The organism is Paenibacillus helianthi, assembly GCF_001909055.1.
In the GTDB taxonomy this organism is placed as follows: domain Bacteria; phylum Bacillota; class Bacilli; order Paenibacillales; family Paenibacillaceae; genus Paenibacillus_AQ; species Paenibacillus_AQ helianthi.
Genome location: NZ_LVWI01000038.1, coordinates 23,021 through 43,925, shown reverse-complemented (window position 1 = coordinate 43,925; position 20,905 = coordinate 23,021). Strand labels below are relative to the sequence as shown.

The 20,905-nt window shown below is 53.1% G+C and carries 18 protein-coding genes; 8 read left to right on the top strand and 10 right to left on the bottom strand.

What is annotated here, in order from left to right:
* Positions 1-690 precede the first annotated feature (690 nt).
* The 6 genes from A3844_RS13470 to A3844_RS13445 form a co-directional block, all read right to left on the bottom strand.
* A complete protein-coding gene (locus A3844_RS13470; RefSeq protein WP_074086670.1) occupies positions 691-1,293 on the bottom strand; it encodes a response regulator transcription factor in 603 nt (200 codons plus the stop codon).
* Positions 1,290-2,441: a sensor histidine kinase gene (locus tag A3844_RS13465; protein ID WP_083606842.1), complete on the bottom strand. Its 1,152-nt coding sequence runs from the start codon at positions 2,439-2,441 to the stop codon at positions 1,290-1,292. The genes A3844_RS13470 and A3844_RS13465 overlap by 4 nt, the downstream gene beginning before the upstream one ends.
* 6 nt (positions 2,442-2,447) lie before the next feature.
* Positions 2,448-3,185, bottom strand: coding sequence for an ABC transporter permease (locus A3844_RS13460; protein WP_074107685.1), 738 nt, complete (start codon positions 3,183-3,185; stop codon positions 2,448-2,450).
* Positions 3,185-4,096: an ABC transporter ATP-binding protein gene (locus A3844_RS13455; RefSeq protein ID WP_074086668.1), complete on the bottom strand. Its 912-nt coding sequence runs from the start codon at positions 4,094-4,096 to the stop codon at positions 3,185-3,187. Before A3844_RS13455 ends, A3844_RS13460 begins: the two co-directional genes overlap by 1 nt.
* Before the next feature lie 240 nt (positions 4,097-4,336).
* Positions 4,337-5,089 (bottom strand): oxygen-insensitive NADPH nitroreductase, encoded by a 753-nt coding sequence (gene nfsA, locus A3844_RS13450; protein ID WP_074107648.1) that lies wholly within the window; start codon positions 5,087-5,089, stop codon positions 4,337-4,339.
* Between the two features lie 80 nt (positions 5,090-5,169).
* A complete protein-coding gene (locus A3844_RS13445; protein WP_074107647.1) occupies positions 5,170-6,513 on the bottom strand; it encodes an aminotransferase-like domain-containing protein in 1,344 nt (447 codons plus the stop codon).
* A 166-nt stretch (positions 6,514-6,679) separates the two neighbouring features.
* Between A3844_RS13445 and A3844_RS13440 the strand changes: the two genes are divergently transcribed.
* Entirely contained in the window at positions 6,680-7,642 is a 963-nt protein-coding gene (locus A3844_RS13440; RefSeq protein WP_074107646.1) for a DMT family transporter, read from the top strand.
* A gap of 153 nt (positions 7,643-7,795) precedes the next feature.
* Here A3844_RS13440 and A3844_RS13435 read toward each other — a convergent pair whose 3' ends face one another.
* From A3844_RS13435 to A3844_RS13425, 3 genes are all read right to left on the bottom strand, one after another.
* Positions 7,796-10,249 carry a heavy metal translocating P-type ATPase gene (locus A3844_RS13435; protein WP_074107645.1) on the bottom strand — a complete coding sequence of 818 codons (2,454 nt, stop codon included), beginning with the start codon at positions 10,247-10,249 and terminating at the stop codon, positions 7,796-7,798.
* Positions 10,250-10,364: 115 nt separating this feature from the next.
* Positions 10,365-10,565, bottom strand: a complete 201-nt coding sequence (locus A3844_RS13430) for a copper ion binding protein (RefSeq protein WP_074107644.1) — start codon at positions 10,563-10,565, stop codon at positions 10,365-10,367.
* 93 nt (positions 10,566-10,658) lie between these two features.
* Positions 10,659-11,006, bottom strand: a complete 348-nt coding sequence (locus tag A3844_RS13425; protein ID WP_143186424.1) for a metal-sensitive transcriptional regulator — start codon at positions 11,004-11,006, stop codon at positions 10,659-10,661.
* 179 nt (positions 11,007-11,185) lie between these two features.
* On the opposite strand from A3844_RS13425, the gene A3844_RS13420 reads away from it, so the two are divergent.
* From A3844_RS13420 to A3844_RS13400, 4 genes are all read left to right on the top strand, one after another.
* Positions 11,186-13,087: a bifunctional diguanylate cyclase/phosphohydrolase gene (locus A3844_RS13420; RefSeq protein WP_074086661.1), complete on the top strand. Its 1,902-nt coding sequence runs from the start codon at positions 11,186-11,188 to the stop codon at positions 13,085-13,087.
* A gap of 218 nt (positions 13,088-13,305) precedes the next feature.
* The gene (locus A3844_RS13415) at positions 13,306-14,826 is read left to right on the top strand and encodes an MDR family MFS transporter (protein WP_074103917.1); all 1,521 of its coding nucleotides are present in this window, start codon (positions 13,306-13,308) and stop codon (positions 14,824-14,826) included.
* A gap of 6 nt (positions 14,827-14,832) precedes the next feature.
* Positions 14,833-15,393, top strand: coding sequence for a PadR family transcriptional regulator (locus A3844_RS13410; RefSeq protein ID WP_074086659.1), 561 nt, complete (start codon positions 14,833-14,835; stop codon positions 15,391-15,393).
* Between the two features lie 295 nt (positions 15,394-15,688).
* Positions 15,689-16,666 (top strand): aldo/keto reductase, encoded by a 978-nt coding sequence (locus tag A3844_RS13400; RefSeq protein WP_074107643.1) that lies wholly within the window; start codon positions 15,689-15,691, stop codon positions 16,664-16,666.
* Positions 16,667-16,872: 206 nt separating this feature from the next.
* Here A3844_RS13400 and A3844_RS13395 read toward each other — a convergent pair whose 3' ends face one another.
* The gene (locus tag A3844_RS13395; protein WP_074086657.1) at positions 16,873-17,610 is read right to left on the bottom strand and encodes an SDR family oxidoreductase; all 738 of its coding nucleotides are present in this window, start codon (positions 17,608-17,610) and stop codon (positions 16,873-16,875) included.
* A gap of 172 nt (positions 17,611-17,782) precedes the next feature.
* Here A3844_RS13395 and A3844_RS13390 point away from each other — a divergent pair, with 172 nt between their 5' ends.
* The 3 genes from A3844_RS13390 to sipW all read left to right on the top strand — a co-directional run bounded on the left by A3844_RS13390 (position 17,783) and on the right by sipW (position 20,890).
* Positions 17,783-18,706 (top strand): AraC family transcriptional regulator, encoded by a 924-nt coding sequence (locus tag A3844_RS13390; RefSeq protein ID WP_074107642.1) that lies wholly within the window; start codon positions 17,783-17,785, stop codon positions 18,704-18,706.
* Between the two features lie 443 nt (positions 18,707-19,149).
* Positions 19,150-20,301, top strand: coding sequence for a hypothetical protein (locus tag A3844_RS13385; RefSeq protein ID WP_074107641.1), 1,152 nt, complete (start codon positions 19,150-19,152; stop codon positions 20,299-20,301).
* 1 nt (position 20,302) lies between these two features.
* Positions 20,303-20,890 carry a signal peptidase I SipW gene (sipW, locus tag A3844_RS13380; RefSeq protein ID WP_074107640.1) on the top strand — a complete coding sequence of 196 codons (588 nt, stop codon included), beginning with the start codon at positions 20,303-20,305 and terminating at the stop codon, positions 20,888-20,890.
* The last annotated feature ends 15 nt before the right edge of the window (positions 20,891-20,905 follow it).

Genomic DNA, 20,905 nt, shown 5'->3' with positions numbered 1-20,905 from the left:
TAAGCCCGGCCCCCTATGATGAGGGGCCGGGCCTATTGAATATGTTCCGTTGAAAATTAGTGGGAAATTGTACACCTATTTCTGCGCATAACAAGCATAGAGTGCGCTTATTTGGAAAAAGTATACCTATTTCAGCGTTCAAGCCCAGTCTAGGACCCCGTGGCCAGAATTAAGTGTACAAAATCCCACTAAACCCCGAAAACGCTCAAATCCAGCCAGATTAAGGGTGTAAATTCCACTAACCCTTTAGATTCGCCTACTGCCTGCTTTCCGTTGTTCCTTTGGCTACCCAGCCACTTAGCCACTCAGCTACTCAGCTACTCAGCCACTCAGCCACTTAGCCACTCAGCTACTCAGCCACTCAGCTACTCAGCCACTCAGCCACTCAGCCACTTAGCCACTCAGCTACTTAGCCACTTAGCCACTCAGCTACTTAGCCACTTAGCCACTCAGCTACTCAGCCACTTAGCTACTCAGCCACTCAGCCACCCAGCTACTCAGCTACTCAGCCACTTAGCCACTTAGCTACTCAGCTACTCAGCCACTCAGCTACTCAGCCACTCAGCCACTCAGCCACTTTTAGTATGCCTAACAATCACAGCTGAACTTCCATTTCATTCTACTGCAGCACAGCTGAGCTTCCACTTCATTCGCAGCATATCTGGACTACAATTGAAGCACGCCTTCCTTCTACATCCAGCCCTTCTCCTCCGCCAGCCGCACGGCTTCGATCCGGCTTTTCACTTCCAGCTTGTTCAGAATTTCCGATATGTAATTGCGGACGGTGCCGTAGGAAAGGTGCAGCGTAGCGGCAATTTCCCCCGCACTCTGGCCGGCACCCGCCAGCTTCAGGATCTCCTGTTCCCGGGAAGACAGCGGATTCTCTTCCCGCAGGCTGCCGAAGACCAGCTCGGGAGACACTTCCCGGTGTCCGGCCATCACCCGGCGGATCGCATCCGCCAGCTTATCCACCGGCTCGTCCTTCAGCAGATAACCTTGAATGCCAGCCTTCACGCCCCGCTCAAAATAGCCCGGACGGGCAAAGGTAGTCAGGATAATGATTTTGGTGGCGCAGCCCTTAGCTTTCAGCGTTTCTGCGACCTCCAGCCCGCTTTTATAAGGCATCTCTATGTCCATCAGGCATACATCCGGCTGAAGTCGTTCAATCACTGCAAGCGCCTCTGCTCCGTCTCCGGCTTCCCCCGCCACTTCAATATCGTCCTCCAGATCCAGCAGCGAAGCCATGGCCCCGCGCAGCAGGCGCTGATCTTCGGCAATCACGATGCGTATCATGCGGTCACTCCATCCTTTCTTTCCTTGACTACTCTCGGGACCACTGCCGTCAAGACAGCCCCCCGCTCTGCTCCCGAACGCAGCGTAATCGATCCATCAATCAGCGACAGCCGTTCGGCCATCCCTTTGATCCCGTTGCCTTCGCTCCGCCCCCGGCCTTCCGGGTCCCGGCTATGCAGACCAACCCCATTATCTTCAATGGTAATCTGGACGTCCCCCTCTGCCATGGCAATGGCAATCCGGCACCAGTCTGCTTCACTGTGCTTCACAATATTGGTCACCGCTTCCTTGATGCAGAGACTCAGAATATTCTGCGTCAGGTCGGATACACCCTCCAGTACCGTATCCCCCTCGATCTCCAGGACAATCTCCGCAGTGCGCAGCATCTCCCCAACTTCAGCCAGCTCTTCAGCCACGGATATGGCACGCATCTCCGATACCAGCTCACGGACCTGGCGCAGCGCAGCGCGTGAAATCCGCTGGATCTCTCTCGCTTCGGCCTGTGTACGTACGGTATCCTTGGCCGCAAGCTTTTCCACCAGTTGGCTCTTGAGGGTAATCAGCGACAGCGTATGCCCCAGCGTATCATGCAGATCCCGGGCGATCCGCATCCGTTCCTCACGTTTGACCAGCTCCTTGATGACCTCATTCGCCTGATCCAGCTCCCTTTCGAGCATTCTCTTGCGGTACAGCGAGCGGATACCGAACGGGGAGACCAGCATAATAATCATGAAAGGGTACAGGAACACCAGATCCCCTATAGCCATCCCCCAGGTAGCCATAATTAACGGAACAAGCACCATAGCTGCAAAAGCAGAATAAGCCATTTTGAAGTGTTTATCCTTCGTGTACCAGCCGATAAAATTTGACGTAAAGAAGCCCATAAACAGATCATAAGGCGTATAAGCTACACTCAAAATCACAATAATCAGCACCTGCAGAGCCAGCCACAAGGTAAAGTTTCTGCCCGTGACCCAATAGAGCTGACGGTAGGTCACGACGAACAAGGCCAGCATTACTGCACCCAGCACCAGCTTAATTCCATGCTCCTCCTGAAGATTGATGACCGGAAACAATAAGTACAGGAGCCACATATAAGGGAAAAAGCCGAATCTTTGCGGAAACAACCGGAACTGCCTGCGCGTCATTATGGATTACACCGCTTCCTGTTTTTTTCGGATATAGACCGATAGTATCATAAAGACCGCCAGATATCCGAGCAAAATCAGAATGCTTCCCCACTGCGGATGATTCCCTGCTACGATCCTCCAGGCCCCATCCCCAAAATGATAGGAAGGCAACCAGTGACCAATCCGCTGCATCAGCTTCGGCATAATATCAAGCGGCATCCACATGCCTCCGGCAACCGCCAGCCCCATATAGAGCACATTGCTGACACCGCTTGCTGTATCGACACGCTTCATGAAACCTATCAGCGTACCGAGGGCCAGAAAAGGCATGGAGCCCGCCAGAATCCACAGTCCACTCAGCAGCCATTGTTCAGCCGTCAGTGATACGCCGTTCATCAAATACCCAGCGAGAAAAATGCAGAGTACCGAGAACAGATGCATGAGGGTCTGGCCGAACATTTTACCTGTAAAATATACCGAAGACGGCAGCGGGGTGATACGGATGAATGTGCTCCATCCCTGGGTCCGCTCCTGGACCAACCGGATACCCATGGTCATAATGGCGGAACCCATTACACTGAAAGCGGCCATAGACATCAGGTAGTGCGCCTGCCACTCCGATGCATCGTCCGGCCCCGTGTTCACTACTCTTGTAAAGATAAAGTAAAACATGATCGGCATCAGCAAGGACCAGAATACATAATAGGGATTGCGGAAAATCCGCAGCATCTCCGCTTTGCACTGCACGGCAACAAGTCTCATCATTTCGTATCTTCCTCTCTGTTCATGGTTAACTGCTCGAATGCTTCATCCAGGCTCCCCTGGTGAATACGCACATCCCTCACGGCAAGTCCGCCGGTAAAAATCCCCCGGAGTGCCTCGTCCGTATTCTCTGTGGTCACATGGATTCGGCCGTCTTTGTCGTAGCAATCTTCAACAGAAGGCAGTTCCAGCAGTTGCCCGCGCAGATGTGCGGCATTCCCGGCTGGAAGGAAGGATAGCGACTGCTTAACCATTCTTGCCTTGATCTCTTCCGGACTGCCGTCCGCTACGATAGTCCCTTGACTGAACAACAGAATCCGGTCGGCAATATCCTCAGCTTCCTGCAGATAATGGGTCGTGAACAATATCGTTGTGCCCCGGGCGGCCAGCTCCCTCACGGTGTCCCAGAAGTGGCGCCGGGCCGTGGTATCCAGTCCAACCGTCGGTTCGTCCAGGAACAGCAGCTGCGGGTTTCCCGCCAGCGCCAGCGCAAAGGAGAGACTGCGCTTTTGGCCGCCGGAGAGCTTCTCTGCATAGCGGTTCAGATCCGCAGGAGCCAGCCCTGTCGCCCCCAGCAGAAAGTCCATATCCATCGGCTGCGGATAATAGCTGCGGATCAGGGCGATAATCTCACGGACCTTAAGCCGGTCCATTACGCTCACCTCCTGCAGCATAGCCCCGCTGCGCTCCCGCACCCTCACATCCCGGGGAGAGCTTCCAAATACCTTAATCGTTCCTTCTGTGGGTTCCAACAGCCCCAGCAGCATCGATATCATCGTTGTTTTCCCCGCTCCGTTTGGTCCAAGGACCGCTGTAATGGACCCCTTGCCGATGGTAAAGCTAATACCGTCGACCGCTTTTTTATCATTAAAGGCTTTACTGACGCCGTTCATTTCAATCACGTGATTCATGTCTGATTCCTCCATCACCTAATGTCTTTGCCGTACTTCCATAGTAATCAATAACAGAAGGGGACATCAGTATGGACTGTCATTTTTTCCGGGTGACAATTGTCATCCGGCTTAGAGCAAGCACAGCACCATCTGCCTGCTTCGCCTGGCAAGTCAAAGAGCCCCCCGCCAACGTGAAGCGTTGACAGGAGGCTCTTGACTTTGACCCTATGGAATTGGCAGGCGTCAGGCCATCCCGGCCTATTTCTGCATGAACCCTTTTTGCAGCAAAAACTCCTTCATCTGCAGCCGGGAGGGCTGGGCGAGACGCCCTGCCATCATCTCGGACCAAGGCGTATCCTTTTGCCCTCCGGTCCGTTCGCGCATGTAATCCCGCGTTATTTCATCATACACCTTAACCTGTCCTACCGATGTTTCAGCCTGATAGCCGTTATGATGCAACACCGCCTGGAGCGGAAGACGCGGACGGATACCGTTCACTCCGGCGGGATACCCCAGGCACATGCCGAAGACCGGATAGACCAGCTCGGGCAGTCCCAGCAGTTCAGACACCTCTGCAATATGATTGCGGATTCCGCCGATATAGACAATGCCAAGACCAAGCGACTCGGCGGCAACCGCCGCATTCTGGGCGGCCAGCGCTACGTCGACGGTGGCTACGATCAGATTCTCGGTGGAATCCTCGTAAGATTCGGCCCCCTGCAGATAAGGTCCGCTGATCTCCCGCAGACGGTACAGATCGGCGCACCAGACCAGGAACACCGGGCACTGCTCAATGTAAGCCTGGCCGCCGGACAGCTTGGACAGCTGGGCTTGGAGGGCTGGCTCGGTCACTGCAATGACTGTGTAAGCCTGGACACTGCTGGAGGTTGAAGCCATCTGGCCCGCTCCGATGATAGCCGCCAGCTGCCCGTCACTGACCGGCTTGTCTAGAAACTGGCGGACAGAGGTATGCCGGTTCAATAGCTCCAGCGTTTCGTTATTGGGTTTCATAATCTTAACCTCACTTTTTTTCTAGTTATATAGGCATTATGAACACTAATAGAGCCACAAACAACAGGCACAGCTGCGCTCTACCACCCGCTCCCCCGCTTCACCTCCTGGACAATGGCCTTGACCCCCTCATCAATCTGATCCAGCCGGGCGCGTGAAATGCTGATGCGCAGGAACTTTTCACGGTTCCGGTACCCGGACAGATAGAATCCATTGCCGGATACGACCCGGATCTTCCGCTCCCCCAGCCGCTTGACCAGACGCTCCAGATTCACTGTTCCCGGTACCTTGAATTGCATATACATGCCGGAGCTTTCAGCAGACACCTCAATCAAATCTTCCGTATTGTGCTGCCGGAGGGCCTCATACATGGCATGAATCCTTTCGGCATACAGGGCTTTTATTTTGTGTCTGTGATGCTCGTACATGCCATTCTTGATGTATACCTCAAGCGCGGCCTGGGACAACAACGAAGTGTCTGTGTAGCCTTTATAGGCGCGGAAGGTTTCCAGCAGCGGTTCAGGCACCACAGCCGCACCCAGCCGGAGACCCGGAAAAATGATTTTGGAGAAGCTTTTCAAATAAACCACATGAGCCGTCTGGTCATACGCATAGATTGGATCAAACCGCCGCTCCGCCCCAAGGTCCGCCATGTAATCATCCTCGATGATGTATACATCGTATTTGCCCGCTAACCCGGCGATGGCTCTCCGTTCCTCTGCGCTGTACGAGGTTCCAAGCGGATTATGATATCTGGGCATGGTATAAAAGAATTTGATTCGTCCGCCTCTGAACCTCTCCTCCAGCTCCTGCAGATCCATCCCTGCCGCTGAACGGGCGATTCCGCTCACCGTCACCCCTTCCGCCTCCAAATACCGCAGGTAAATATCATAGCTCGGCTGTTCAACCAATATTTCCGTCCTGCCGTTCGGGAACGGCATCCTGGCCAGAATCTCCAGCGCCTGCTGGATACCCGAAGTGATCAGGATGCGTTCCATTTTGGCAAAAACCTGATACTCTGCCAGATGAGACACCAGCGTATGGCGCAACGTCTCCAGCCCCAGCGAATCTCCATAGGTGAACAGATGATACTTGTACCGGTCAATCGCCTTGTTGAGGCAGTGCTGGAAATCCAAATACGGAAATACGTTCAGATCGGGCGAGGCCGAGGCATAATCGATCTCCCCACTGTTGCCGGAAGCGGCCGGTTCCTCCGTCCTGTCCACCATGTAATATCCGCTCTGCGGAATGGAATAAATCATGTGTGATCTCTCCAGCTCCCCATATGCCCGAAGAATCGTGCTGACACTGCACCCATAGAACTCTGCGGCATTACGCACAGAGGGCAGCTTTTGCCCGGGGCTGAACTGTCCTCCCTTGATCCCCTTCTCCATTTGGGATAAGACTGCATGAAACTTTTTCATAGCACGCCTCCCTTCTCTTTTTCTTTTATTATACAGGAATCAGTTAACTGTACCGGTACAGTACCGAAAAACGGGTATTGTTGACCTGCGGATTTCCCTTTAATTTTAAAGTAACAGATAAGACGTTTCGGCGATCCTGTCCTGTTCACGAAAGGGAGATGCACTCATGCAGCAAAACGGACTCAAGCTGGCTTATACCTTTGCCGTGCTTAACGCAGTCATCATCGGATTCTCATTCTTCTTCACCAAAGTGGCGCTCGGCCATGCCGGACCGCTCGATACGTTAACCTACCGCTTCGCCGCTTCATTTGCAGTGATGTCGATCCCGGTCGCCTTCGGCTGGGTCAAAATATCCTACCGCGGCAAGCCGGTTCTCAAGGCACTGCTGCTGGCTGCCATGTACCCGCTTGGATTTTTCACACTTCAAGTATTCGGACTCCAGCACGCGACTTCTGCCGAGGGAGGGATTCTCTATTCGTTTACTCCGGTCGTGACGATGATCATCGCCTCGATATTCTTGAAGGAGACCACAACCCTTCTCCAAAAGCTATGTATCTTCCTGTCTGTATTCGGCGTTGTGTTTATCTTTATCATGAAAGGGGGCAGCCTTCATCTGTCCAACATGACCGGGATCGTGCTGCTGTTTCTGACCTGCCTGGCCTTTGCCGGGTACAGCGTGTTGGCCCGTTCGCTCTCCAGCCACTTCAGCCCCGCTGAACTCAGCTACCTGATGATGGGGATCGGCTTCGCCGTCTTCCTGATCACTTCGCTCACCGGACATGTAGCCAGCGGAACCCTCGGCGACTTCCTTCAGCCGCTCCAGAGCGGCACCTTTATCTTGTCTGCTGTGTACTTGGGCGTTATCGCATCACTCGTCACCACCCTGACATCAACCTATATCTTGTCCAAAATAGAAGCTTCCCTCATGAGCGTGTTCACCAATCTCTCGACCATCGTCTCCATCGGTGCCGGAGCAGTCCTTCTCGGGGAGGACATTACAGTGTATCACTGGATCGGATCGCTGCTGATTATCGCAGGGGTCATTGGTACAAACTGGCTGGGCCGCAAAAAGGCAAAAGCCAGCGCCAAGGCTGCTCTGCCGGTGCCACTAAGTACATCAAGCAAGTAATGTATGCCGCATCCCGGGGAGGCGGGGCATCTACAACGGCAGACTAACCCGCGGGGCACCAACAACATCAACAAAAAGAATCGCCAGCGTTTAACGCCTAGGCGATTCTTTTACGTTCAGCCGCAGGAGCTTTCCCCTTGCGGCAATATCTCTTTACAGCTTCACCCGCTGCAGCCGCAGCGCGTTCAGGACGACCGAGACCGAGCTGAATGCCATTGCCGCACCGGCCAGCCATGGGGCCAGGAAACCCAGCGCGGCGACCGGGATGCCAATCGTATTATAGGCGAGTGCCCAGAACAGATTCTGCTTGATATTCCGCATCGTTCTGCGGCTCATCATGACCGCATCGGGTATGCTCATCAGGTCACCGCGCATCAATGTGATGTCTGCCGCTTCCATCGCCACATCGGTACCAGTGCCGATGGCCATCCCGGTGTCCGCTGTCGCCAGGGCAGGAGCATCGTTGATGCCGTCGCCGACCATGGCTACCTTGACTCCGCCGCTTTGCAGTCTGCGGATCTCGGCGGCCTTGCCCTCCGGAAGCACCTCGGCCAGCACCGTACGGATGCCGGCCTGTTCGGCGATGGCCTGGGCCGTAATCTTGTTGTCCCCGGTAATCATCACCACTTCAATGCCCATTTCATGCAGCTTGGCTACCGCTGCCCGCGAGGTTTCCTTGATGGTATCGGCTACCGCTACTACTCCGGCAATCATGCCATCCACGGACACGAGCATCGCGGTCTTGCCTTCCTGCTCCAGCTTCGTCATATGCGGAGCCCATGGGCCAGGCTCCGCGCCGCCTTCCTCCATCATCCTGCGGGTGCCTATACTTACGGTCTGCCCGTCGACCACTGCGGTGATTCCGCGTCCCGGCACAGCCTGGAACTGTCCGGCTTCAGGCAATTCCAGGCCTCTGGCAGCAGCACCGGCGACGATGGCATCCGCCAGCGGGTGCTCCGAGAGCTTTTCCGCAGCTGCCGTAAGGGCAAGCAGGCGGTTCTCGGCGTTTTCCCTGCCATGCGCGGCGATGCCTGTAGTTGTAAGGATATCCGTCAATACAGGCTTGCCGCTTGTAACGGTACCTGTCTTATCCAGCACCACAACCTGAATCCCCTGCGCGGCTTCCAGATGCTCACCGCCCTTGAACAGGATGCCGAATTCAGCTGCGCGGCCTGATCCAGCCATAATCGAGGTAGGCGTAGCCAGACCCAGCGCACACGGACAGGCAATAACCAGCACGGCAATAGCCTTCTCGAGCGCCTCAGCGAACTGGCCGGGAGCGCCCCAGACGTACCAGATCACAAAGGTCACCGCCGCAATCGCCACGACAATCGGCACAAAAATGCCGGAAATCACATCAGCGATCCGCTGGATCGGCGCCTTGGAGCCCTGGGCCTCTTCAACCACTTTAATAATTTGCGCCAGCGCGGTATCACGGCCTACCTTACGGGCCTTGATCCGCAGCATACCGTTTTTGTTGAGCGTAGCTCCGATTACATTGTCTCCGGGCTTCTTCTCCACCGGAATGCTCTCACCGGTCAGCATGGATTCATCCACAGAGGACAGACCTTCAATAACCTCTCCATCCACAGGGACCTTCGTTCCAGGCTTCACGAGAACCAAGTCTCCCGGAATCACTTCCTCTACCGGGATGCTTAGCTCTGCACCGTCACGCACCACCAGTGCGGTCTTGGCCTGCAGGCCCATCAGACTGCGGATCGCATCGGAGGAACGTCCTTTGGCCAGGGCTTCGAACCATTTGCCGACCAGAATCAGCGTAATCAGAATCGCGCTGGTCTCGTAGTACATATCCACGGAATGATTCATTCCGCTCATACTCAGGGAATCGATCGTCAGATACAGACTGTAGAAATAGGCCGCCGAGGTGCCCAGCACTACCAGCACATCCATATTAGCGCTGCCGTTCCTAAGTGCCTTATAGGCACTGATGTAAAATTGCCAGCCAATGATGAACTGAACCGGCGTAGCCAGCACCAGCTGGAACCACGGATTCATCAGCAGCTCCGGTGTCCAGATCCAGTCTGTAAAGGTAAAGTGACCTGCCATTGCCCATAGCAGCGGAAATGAGAGAATGGCAGAAATCATCCACTTATTCCGCTTGCGCACAGTCTCCTGTCCTCGCTGATCGGCTTGTTCCTTGCGATCCTGCTTCAATGTTGCCTTGTAGCCAATGCTGCTTACCTTCTCCATAATATCGGATACGCCAACGTTCCCCGGCGCATATTCCACATGCGCCGTTTCCAGCGCCAGATTCACGTTCACGGCCGCAATGCCCGGCATGCGTCCCAGCACTTTCTCAATCCGTGCCGAACAGGCCGCGCAGGTCATGCCAGAGATATCGAAATCCGCCGACTCCTTGCGGGTATCATAGCCAAGCGAGCGGATCTTCTCCTCGATTTGCAGCACTCCCGCAACCGAAGGATCAAAGCCGATTGTCGCCTGCTCCAGCGCCAAATTCACATTCGCCTTGGATACCCCCTCCATACGGGAGAGCCCCTTCTCAATCCGTGCCGCGCAAGCAGAACAGGTCATTCCCGTAATCTGCAGCGTGGTCTGCTGCAGGGCGGCTTCAGCTGTTTTCTCCATTTGTTCGCACCCCCATACCCCTAAGGGGTATATTCTTTTGTAAAATAAAAGGCATTGGCGCCTCTGAAATCTCAAGGATTCCCCGCTCCAAGCCTTTGTATGCTGCAGCTTCCCCTTAGACTACATCGTAGCCCTGATCCTCAATTGCCGCCTTTATTGCGCTAAGGCTTACTTTGTTCTCATCATAATCAACGGCTACCGTCTTGGCCTGCAAATCCACCTTCGCTGCGGCACCTACACCGCTTACTGCCTTCTCTACCGCACTGACACAATGACCGCAAGACATTCCTTCTACATTCAATGTTGCGTTAGACATTATAAACCCTCCTAAAAGTTTTGTTAGCCTATACTTCCTGAATTCACTTCGTACAAAACTGGCTTCGGAAGCATACGCTTAGTTTGGTTAGCCTTATTTCATCAGCTTGTTGACCGTGATCAGCAGCTCGTCAATAACCTCATGTTCCCCGGCCTCGATCCGCTCAATAATGCAGCTCTTCATATGCCCTTCAAGCAACAGCCTGCCGACACTGTTCAGTGCCGCCTGGACCGCCGCCAGCTGGTTGAGCACATCATCGCAGTAAGTATCCCGCTCGATCATGCCTTTGACACCGCGGATCTGACCTTCGATCCGATTGAGCCGGGTGGTAAGCCCGCTCTTGAATTCCGCTGAATGATGACTTTTGCGTACACCGGGAGCAGAAGGATGACAATCATCTCCACAGGAATGCTCCGCGTGCTCCTTCTCATTAGTAGACACAGGAATCAGCCTCCTCAATTACAATATAATATACCCCCCATGGGTATGTCAACACCTTACCGCTGTTTTTCTCACTTTCCCGAACAACCGCTACATTTGTCATGATTTAGCAGGATTTTCGTCTCTGAAAGCGAATGTATAACGCAGAGACTCCTTTGAATCCGTCTGGTGAAATTCCTATGATTCCCTGGCGTAGCACACATAATCACGAACGCAGAGGAGGGGCAGCGTTGTTCAAACGCATAACCGGCAGCTTCTTACTAAACAAAGGACACTTGTACTCCTTTATCATATGCTTGACCGGTCTGGGCTTATTTGTTATTTATAGTGAAGGTTCCCTGCAGCATTTCTCATCCTCCGCATGGGGCTGGGTTACCGCCATGGCGGGAGCGGCAGTAATTCTAACCCTCTTTACCTTTCAGCTCCCTCCACAGGGGAACGGGCTGTCTCTCGACTCCTCCGTTTATTTGGCCTGCATTTTTGTCTTTGGTCCCTCATTCACACTCATGGTACTGCTGCTGAGCTCCCTGGTGCTGATGTTCTTTGAATGGGGCAACACAGCATGGTGGAAGCATCTCAACAATTTTGCCGTATACTGCATTATGATAACTTCCGCTTCCTACGTATTCGCTGCGCTGGGGGCCGTGTACGGACCGCTGCTCAGCAGCCGCCTGGAAGCTTATATCAGTGCTATGGCCATATATTTTATCCTGAACACACTGCTAATTGGCTTCTATTATTACGTTGTTTTTCACAAAAATCTGTATGACACCCTCAAAGGGATGCTGACGGATACCATCCTGGCCTATTCCTGTACATTGGTGCTGTCCCTGGTCTTGACAATTCTGCTATATCACAACCAAATGGTCGGACTTGGACTATTCCTCTGTCTTAGCATTCTCATCTCCTATTCCTTCAAGCGGCTGTTCAGCATGTACCGTGATATTGAGGAACGCTCCAACCGCGACCCCCGGACAGGACTGTTCAACCACAGTTATTTCGAACTTGCGCTGGAAGAGGAAATGCGAAGTTCGCAGGCTAGCGGCACAGCACTCTCCCTGGCGATGATCGATATCGATGATTTTAAAAAGTACAATGATCATTTTGGCCATCTCAAGGGCGACGGGCTGATCGTTTTTTTGGCAGAGCTGTTGAAGCGGGAGACGCAGGATACGAACATTATGGTTTCCCGCTATGGCGGGGAAGAATTCACACTGCTGATGCCGGGCTATGATGCCACAGCGGCCAGAAACTTCATGGAATCCCTGCGCAAAACCCTCAACCATTCCCGGTTTGAAGGCAGCGAAATTTTCCCTCAGGGCTGTCTGGCCTTCTCTGCCGGCATCGCCGCGTACCAGCCGGATGTCCATTTCAAGTCAGAGCTCGTGGACCATGCCGACCAGGCGCTCTATTATGCCAAAAAACAAGGGAAGAACCTCGTTCATATCTATGGCAGCCAGTCGCCGCTGGAGCAGGACATTGATTTCAGCCAGGATGTGCGGGATATTGAGCAGCAGCTGAACCTGTTCATGTACAAGGATCTGGAGACCTTCAAGCATTCGAAGCGCGTCTTCCGCTATGCGATGGACATCAGCGAACTGCTGAATCTCGACCCCCTCACCAAACGGCAGTTTACATTGGGCGCACTGATTCACGACATCGGTAAGCTGGAGATCCCATGGGGCATCCTGAATAAAAAAGACAAGCTGGCGCCCGAAGAATGGGAAATGGTCAAATGGCATGTCACCTGGGGCCGGGAAATGGCGTTAACGAACGATAAATTCAAGGAGCTCGCCCCTTACATCGAGCTGCATCATGAACGCTACGACGGCAAGGGTTACCCTTACGGCTTCAAATATGAAGAAATCCCCCGGCTGTGCCGGATGCTGACCATCATCGACTCCTTCGACGCCATGACTACCGAACGGCCGTACCAGCCGACGAAGTCGTTCCAAGAAGCCATTGTGGAGCTTCGCGCCTGTGCCGGCAGCCAATTTGACCCCGAGCTGACTGAGCTGTTCATCCAATACATTCAAAAACAGGACCCCTGCGGAAGTGAAGCGGCGATCTATATAAGCTGAACAATATGTGAAATGGTTGTTATTAAACGTCCCCGCTTTTGGAATACTTAGTTCAACTGCCGTTCTTGTATAAGGGCGGCGGTTATTTGTTTTGTCTGATTTTACGACCTGAATAAGGGAAGATTTCGTTTAAAATTTAGCGAAATAATGCTTGCTACCCTATTCAAATTTGACTATAATAAGGCTCACGAAACTTTTTCAGAAGGAGTCTGCAAAATATGAATAGTAAAGAAAGCAACCTGAAGCTTGTAGTTGTCGGCTTGCTGCTGGGCATTCTAATGTCCGCAATGGACAATACCATCGTAGCTTCGGCTATGGGCACCATCGTTTCCGACCTTGGCGGGCTCGATAAAATCGTCTGGGTAACCTCGGCTTATATGGTCATGGTTATGGCCGGAACGCCAATCTTCGGCAAACTGTCCGATATGTACGGCCGGAAACGGTTTTTCATCTTTGGCCTAATCGTATTTCTGGCCGGCTCTGCGCTATGCGGAACGGCAACCAGCATCACCCAGCTCAGTATCTACCGGGCGATTCAAGGGATTGGCGGCGGTGCGCTTATGCCGATCGCCTTCACCATAATGTTTGATATCTTTCCCCCGGAGAAAAGAGGCAAGCTAACCGGACTCTTCGGCGCTGTCTTCGGTATTTCCAGTGTGGTAGGTCCTCTGCTCGGCGCTTATATTACAGACTATGTAGGCTGGCAGTGGGTGTTCTATATCAACCTGCCGATAGGCGTTGTCGCATTTATTCTGATCACCATCTCCTACAAGGAATCCGTCTCCCACTCCAAGCAGCGCATTGACTGGGGCGGTGCCTTTACACTGGTGGGTGCAGTAATCTGCCTGATGTTTGCCTTGGAACTGGGCGGCAATCAATATGCCTGGGATTCTGCTGCCATTCTCGGCTTATTCGCCGGCTTTGCTGTACTGCTGATTGCCTTTCTGTTAATTGAACGGTGGGCGCCGGAGGCGGTCATTTCCTTCGCCATGTTCCGCAACCGCCTGTTTGCAACCAGCAGTCTCTTGGGATTGTTCTACGGTTCGGCTTTCATCGTCGCCACAGTATACATTCCGATTTATGTACAAGGGGTATACGGAGGCTCGGCTACGAACTCCGGGCTGATCCTCATGCCCATGATGATCGGTACGGTAATCGGCAGCCAGACCGGAGGACTGCTCACTACAAAGACCAGCTTCCGCAACATTATGCTGTTATCTGCGGTTTGCTTCGTGGCCGGAGTGTTCTCCTTAAGCACCCTGACCCCGGATACTTCCAGGCTGCTGCTTAATGCATTTATGGCGTTGACCGGCTTTGGCGTAGGGTTCTCCTTCTCTGTGCTCAGCATGTCCTCAATTCATCATTTCGACATGCGCCAGCGCGGCTCCGCCACTTCGACCAGCACCTTCATGCGTTCGCTGGGCATGACGCTCGGCATTACCATCTTCGGAATTATTCAGCGCAACAGCTTCACTAGCGAGCTAAGTAATGCCTTCGGTGCGGGTGCGGATACTTCGTCATTCGGTGATCCCCGGGCGGCCTTGACTCCTGAAGCCAGAGCCCATATTCCCGCCCCTGTACTGGAGAAGATCTCGAGTGCACTATCCGGCTCGATTTCCCATACCTTTATGTGGGCGCTGGTACCGGCTGTGCTGGGATTTGTTTTTGTCCTCCTGATGCCGGGTGACCGCCTTAAGGTTCACAGCAAAAAACAGCAGCCGGCCAGTAATCAGGGTTAAGCCGTCATGTCCATGAAGATGGTGATTCTGGGCCTGCTGCTGGAACGGGATATGCACCCCTATGAGATTAAGCTCGTAATGAAAGAACGGACCATGGATCGAATGATGAAGCTGCAGATGGGGTCTTTATACTATGCTGTAGACAAACTGGTCCAAGAAAGACATATTGAAGCTGTTGAGGTGATTCACAGCAGTGACCGTCCGGACAAGACCATCTACCGCATTACCGATAAGGGTAAGGCCCTGTTCGAGCAGCTAATTCTACAGCAGATCAAAAAAAACGACCTGGTCTTCCATCCGCTTTACACTGCGCTTGCGTTCTCTCGCCATATTGATCAGAGTAAGGTCGAGAAGCTGCTGGAAGAGCGGATTCGTGAAACTGAACATCAGGTGAATTTTGCCTATCAGGTATATGAGGAGCATATTGCCATCGTTCCACGCTCGGCGCTTCATGCGATGTATGGCAGATATGAGCACAGTCTAATCGAGCTGAAATGGCTGAAACGCCTCTTCGCGGATGTGTCCGAACGGAAAATGAGTGATATTGGCACACCGCTCGATCTATAAGCACGCGCACAATAACACCGTTACAACTTTGAAGTGAAACGGAAGTTTGAAAGGAGGCCCCCGGGCCTCTTTCCTGTTTACAGGGCCTTGAATCCGTTTATTAATGAGCAAACTGCCGGAAAGCAGGCAGAATGTTGATCCGATTCCTATGGAGGATTTGAACCTGGAGAAGGAGGAGGAAAAAGATAAGGAGGGCACCCAAAACCGTTCCTCGAGTGACAAAAAGTACCCTACCGGATTCTAAAGAGGTACACTATCCTCGGAGCTGCCATTTTATCATTACGGAGGGATCTTCATGCTGAGAACGCTGCCACTGAATAAACGCGGAATCCCGGCTAGCCGCATTGCCCTGGGGTGCATGGGGCTAGGAGGAGACTGGGATCATGAACCGATTACAGCAGAGCATGTGAAGCAGGGCCACGAAGCGGTAGAAGCCGCGCTGGATATCGGGATCAACTTCTTTGATCATGCGGATATTTACACCCGTGGAAAAGCAGAGAAGGTATTCGGACAGATTTTCAAGGATCGTCCGGGTCTGCGGGAAGAGATTATTCTGCAATCCAAATGCGGAATCAAGCTGATGGAGCCTGGAGACCTCTCCAATGTCTTCGATTTCTCCAAAGGGCATATCCTGAGTAGTGTCGATGGAACCCTTAACCGCCTGGGAACCGAGTATCTCGATATCCTGCTGCTCCACCGGCCTGATCCGCTGATGGACCCCGAGGAGGTTGCCGAAGCGCTGCATCAGCTCAAAGCAGCCGGGAAGGTACGTCATTTCGGGGTCTCCAATATGAGCGCAGCCCAGATCAAGCTGCTTCAGTCCTATTGCGATGAACTCTTCATCGTCAACCAGCTGCATATGAGCCTGGCCAAAATCAGCTGGGTGGATGCCGTGATCAGCGTCAACCGGGAGCCCTGGAAAGATATTACCTTCCCCGAGGGCACCATCGAGCACTGCCGCGCTGAGAACATCCAGCTTCAGGCCTGGGGGCCGCTGGCCCAGGGAATGTTCAGCGGCCGCCCTCTGGAAGGGCAGCCGGAGAATATCGTGAACACCGCCGCCAGGGTCAAAGTGCTGGCTGAAGAGAAGAACACTACCCCCGAGGCGATCGTGCTCTCGTGGCTCATGACTCACCCGGCTGCAATCCAGCCGATCATTGGAACAGTGAACCCGCAGCGGATCGCCGCCTGCAGAGATGCGGACCAACTGGAGCTGTCCCGCAGGGAGTGGTATGACCTGTACATCAGCTCGCGCGGCGAGAAGCTGCCTTAACAAACATGTCTGCTGACAGCGGTGATGCACCCTTACCTTGCAAGAAATAGACCACCTGTGGTAATTGGGTAACGTCCTAAATCTGACCCTGTTCCAAGAGCCGTCAGCTTTTAAGGCGGACCGTACCCAGAAAAGAGCCGTGTAGACGCACGGCTCTTTTTCTACTGCATCCTGGCATTTGCTTAACAGAGCCGATCAGTGACTGCTTACCCCTGGGCAGTGGGACGGACAATAATCTCGCCCACATCAACACCCTCTGGCTGCTCGATGGCGAATGCCATAGCGCGGGCAATGGCATCCGCCGGCATCGCGATCTCATCCCGGGACTCCTCAAGTTTGGCCTTGATCTCCGGATTGGTCATGGATTCCGCAAAGTTTGTCCGTGTCATGCCCGGCGAGATAATCGTCACGCGCAGCTTATCCCCAGCCTCCTGGCGCAAGCCCTCGGAGATGGCGCGCACAGCAAACTTCGTGCCGGCGTATACAGCCATGTTCGGGACAATGCGAAATGCTGCGGTAGAAGCTGTATTGACGAAATGCCCGAACCCCTGCTTGCGGAACACTGGCAGCGCAGCCGCTATGCCGAATAGCACTCCTTTAACATTGATGTCGATCATATCCTCCCAATCCTCTACGCGCAGTTCATCAAGAGGGGAGATCGGCATCACTCCGGCATTGTTGATTAGAACATCAAGCTTGCCGTACCGCTCACATGCCAGATTAACCAGCCCCAGGACGTCTTCACGGCGTCTTACATCTGTTGCAGCGTAGGCGACTTCACCTCCGGTACTCGCGATGCGGGCCGCGAGTGCCTCCAACCGTCCCGTTCCACGCGCCCCAAGCACGACCTTCGCTCCACGCTCCGCTAACAGAAGCGCAGCCGCTTCACCAATCCCGCTGCTTGCACCTGTAATTGCTATAACCTTGCCTTCAATTCCTGACATCTAAATCCCCACTTTCCAGCATATTAGCCACATTCTATTGATGGCTTACCCTGTTCATTATGGGGATTTCCCGTTGGTAAAAGGTAGACTATTCATATTCAATCCTTGCCTAATCCTGCCCATTGTGGCTACACTAGGCTCAGTTGAATGTACGGGAAAGGAGCACAGATCTATGAGCTTATCTATCATTAACCCTTCAATTTCAGAATATCAGCGTGAACTGGCTCTGCTGATTCAGCGTCACACTCCTTCAGATGGCGCACATCCTTCGGCTGTGCCTTCACTTTTTTTCAGACGCTCCTCTCATGTACTGGAGCCGAGACATTCCATAAACGTCCCCTCCTTGTGCATTATCGTGCAAGGCTCCAAGACAGCCACAGTGGGAGGCGACAGCTACACCTATGACCCGGCCAGCTATCTCGTCACTCCTGTTCATCTCCCCATTATCGGTAAAATCACAGAGGCATCCCCGCAAGCTCCCTACCTCAGCCTTCAGTTGAACTTCACTCCAGACCTCATTCTGGATATCGTCAAAGGTAACCCGCAACCATGGAACGGAAAAACCGGCCGGGGAATTATCGTTAGCCAATCTACCCCTTCACTGCTGGATGCCGTCCTGCGGCTGGTCAAACTTGTGGAGACCCCCGAGGATATCCCGGTCCTCGCACCGCTGATCACCCGTGAGGTTCTTTATAGAGTGCTGCAAGGCGAGCAAGGAGCGTCAATCACACAATTTGCCTTTACCGGCAGCCATGCCTACCGTATCTCTGAAGCAATCCAATGGATCAACCGTGACTATGCCAAGCCCCTTCTGATTGAAGAATTGGCGAAGGAGGTCAACCTGAGCCCCTCAGCCCTGCACAAGCATTTCAAAAAGGTCACCGCCATGAGCCCGCTCCAGTATCAAAAGGCTATACGCCTGCAAGTCGCACGCCGATTGCTGCTTACAGAGTTTCTGGACGCGGCCGATGCAGGCTTTCGGGTCGGTTACGAGAGCCCTTCCCAGTTCAGCCGGGAGTACGCCCGCATGTTCGGCCGCCCGCCAATCAGCGATGTCAAACACATGCGCGACTCCATCATCTCCCCGGCTACTTAACGTGGTCCGGCCCCTGCTGGAACGAACCAAAGGCATTCTGCCTTTGGTTTCGCCTCTAGGCCCACTTTGGCCGGATTCAAAGGCACTTCTGCCTCTATTCTCACCTTCAGCTCCACACCACCACACCCCATCAGACAGCTCAGCCTCCCATCAATTTGTTCTTTATAAAGAACATTTTACGAAAAACAGCGATACAGATAGATATCAGTAGATAAATACTAATTAATGGTCTTTATTACGAACAATTAGACGAAATCACCATTTTTCTTTTGCCCGGCAGGCAGTGTATGATTTCCTTACGAAAACGTTCTTTATTGAGAACAAATATAACGAATCACATCAACAGTAAGTTATGAGAGGGGGGCCTGCCTCTGTACCCCAGATCCGCCAAACGGCGTAAAAGAAAAACCCAAAAAACCGGACTTCGCATCCTGCAGTCGGGGATGGCCATATCCGTACTCCTGCTGTATGCCTCTGGCCAAATCGGCAGTACTTATGGGGGGTTTAACGGTACCGCGGAGACAGTCAGCACCATTGGTTTTTGTAAAGTATTCCCGGATTCCATCAAGCAGCTGCTCAGCGAATTAAAAGAACATCTCAATACAGCCCAGGCTCTAAAAGCAACCTTGAAAAGTTACAGTTCCCCGGCCGGCTTAACAGGAATAACTGGAATCGAGTCTATGTCCTTGGAAGAGCTGGAAATAGCGGAAAAGGAGATTTCAAGGCAAGTTGCAGATCTTCATTCCGATCTGATTGCCATTGAAGGCCAGAAGACCGCCAACGCCGGGATTTGGAACGGGATTCATGCAGAGATCAGCGCTGCAGCTGCCGTTCTGGCACAGATTGGAGGATATATGATCGATCTCGATCCTAATTGTCTGGAAATCAGAGATAAGGAATTCTTTGACGGGTTACAGAACAGTCTTAGCCAAAACGGTGTGCTCTCCGAATCCTTCACTGCTTCCATAGCCGCAATCGTTCATTACCTGGAGGCCATTCAGAACGGCAATACTCCATTCCCTATAACGGTTAACGAAGCAGTCTACAGCCCACTAAATTCCATCCCGGAAGAACCGTCACAGCTTTTTCCTATCATAGCTGCGTTCGGACAGTCGCCGGGTGAGCTATCCGTGGAACTGGTTTCTATGTATGACAAATTGGATGCGGAGCTGAACAGCGCCAAAGATACTGCAACCGCCGGTATTTCAGGGCTTGAACAGCAGCAGCAGCTCATCACCCAGACCCGCAGCAAGCGGCTTGAAGAGATCGAGAAGGCCCGGCAAGAGGAACTGGCTAAAGCCAAAAAGGAAGAAGAAGCCAAGCTCGCCCTTGAGAAACAGAAGAAGGAAGACGCAGAAAAGGCCAAAGCTGAATTAAAAGCTACTCCTGAGCCTGAAGCCGTTAGTACGGCAGCTCCAGATGTACCCGAAGCCAGCGCCACCCCGGCACCCGCCGGTGACAACCAGAGCACGCCTCCAAAAGGGGATGTGACAGAGACACCTACCCAAGAACCTCAGGCAACAGAGCCTCCGATACCAGGTCCGGAAATGACCGCATCACCTTCGGAGCCACAACTCATTAAAGGTGGAGACTGACATGCTTATCAAAAAAATAATTAGCCATACTTTATCCGCAGTAATGGTATTGATTTTCGTGGTGCTGGCAGTAGCCGTTGTAGTGTCCAGGGCCTCGGGAGGCGAACCCACCCTTTTTGGATATGAGATCAAGTCGGTGCTTTCCGGTTCAATGGAGCCAGGTATTCAGACCGGATCCATCGTCGCCCTGAAACCCGGAGGAGACATGACCCGGTTCCATAAAGGCGATGTCATCACCTTTATGAGCGAGGATAATATCCTGATCACTCACCGAATTGTGGATGCTTCAGCAAAAACTGCTGCCGGCGAGGTCATCTATCATACCAAAGGCGATAACAATGACGCTGCGGATATGACGCCCGTGAGTTCAGGGAATATTGTGGCCGAGTACACCGGAGTCACCATTCCATATGTAGGATATGCCATGAATTTTGCCGCCTCCAAAGCCGGCAGTGTGGTCCTGATGATCGTTCCCGGACTTCTGCTCCTGCTCTATGCGCTCTACAGTTCATGGAAGGCTCTTACGGCGCTTGAGAAAAAAGATACCGTGCTTCCCCAGGCACCTCCGGGAACTGACATACAGCCCTGATCCGATTGTCCGCTT

Coding starts and splice junctions, on each gene's coding strand:
- A3844_RS13470 (WP_074086670.1), bottom strand. CDS start 1,293: ATGATACGCATCGTGATTGCCGAAGATCAGCGCCTGCTGCGCGGGGCC.
- A3844_RS13465 (WP_083606842.1), bottom strand. CDS start 2,441: ATGACGCGCAGGCAGTTCCGGTTGTTTCCGCAAAGATTCGGCTTTTTC.
- A3844_RS13460 (WP_074107685.1), bottom strand. CDS start 3,185: ATGAGACTTGTTGCCGTGCAGTGCAAAGCGGAGATGCTGCGGATTTTC.
- A3844_RS13455 (WP_074086668.1), bottom strand. CDS start 4,096: ATGAATCACGTGATTGAAATGAACGGCGTCAGTAAAGCCTTTAATGAT.
- nfsA (WP_074107648.1), bottom strand. CDS start 5,089: ATGAAACCCAATAACGAAACGCTGGAGCTATTGAACCGGCATACCTCT.
- A3844_RS13445 (WP_074107647.1), bottom strand. CDS start 6,513: ATGAAAAAGTTTCATGCAGTCTTATCCCAAATGGAGAAGGGGATCAAG.
- A3844_RS13440 (WP_074107646.1), top strand. CDS start 6,680: ATGCAGCAAAACGGACTCAAGCTGGCTTATACCTTTGCCGTGCTTAAC.
- A3844_RS13435 (WP_074107645.1), bottom strand. CDS start 10,249: ATGGAGAAAACAGCTGAAGCCGCCCTGCAGCAGACCACGCTGCAGATT.
- A3844_RS13430 (WP_074107644.1), bottom strand. CDS start 10,565: ATGTCTAACGCAACATTGAATGTAGAAGGAATGTCTTGCGGTCATTGT.
- A3844_RS13420 (WP_074086661.1), top strand. CDS start 11,186: ATGATTCCCTGGCGTAGCACACATAATCACGAACGCAGAGGAGGGGCA.
- A3844_RS13415 (WP_074103917.1), top strand. CDS start 13,306: ATGAATAGTAAAGAAAGCAACCTGAAGCTTGTAGTTGTCGGCTTGCTG.
- A3844_RS13410 (WP_074086659.1), top strand. CDS start 14,833: ATGTCCATGAAGATGGTGATTCTGGGCCTGCTGCTGGAACGGGATATG.
- A3844_RS13400 (WP_074107643.1), top strand. CDS start 15,689: ATGCTGAGAACGCTGCCACTGAATAAACGCGGAATCCCGGCTAGCCGC.
- A3844_RS13395 (WP_074086657.1), bottom strand. CDS start 17,610: ATGTCAGGAATTGAAGGCAAGGTTATAGCAATTACAGGTGCAAGCAGC.
- A3844_RS13390 (WP_074107642.1), top strand. CDS start 17,783: ATGAGCTTATCTATCATTAACCCTTCAATTTCAGAATATCAGCGTGAA.
- A3844_RS13385 (WP_074107641.1), top strand. CDS start 19,150: ATGGCCATATCCGTACTCCTGCTGTATGCCTCTGGCCAAATCGGCAGT.
- sipW (WP_074107640.1), top strand. CDS start 20,303: ATGCTTATCAAAAAAATAATTAGCCATACTTTATCCGCAGTAATGGTA.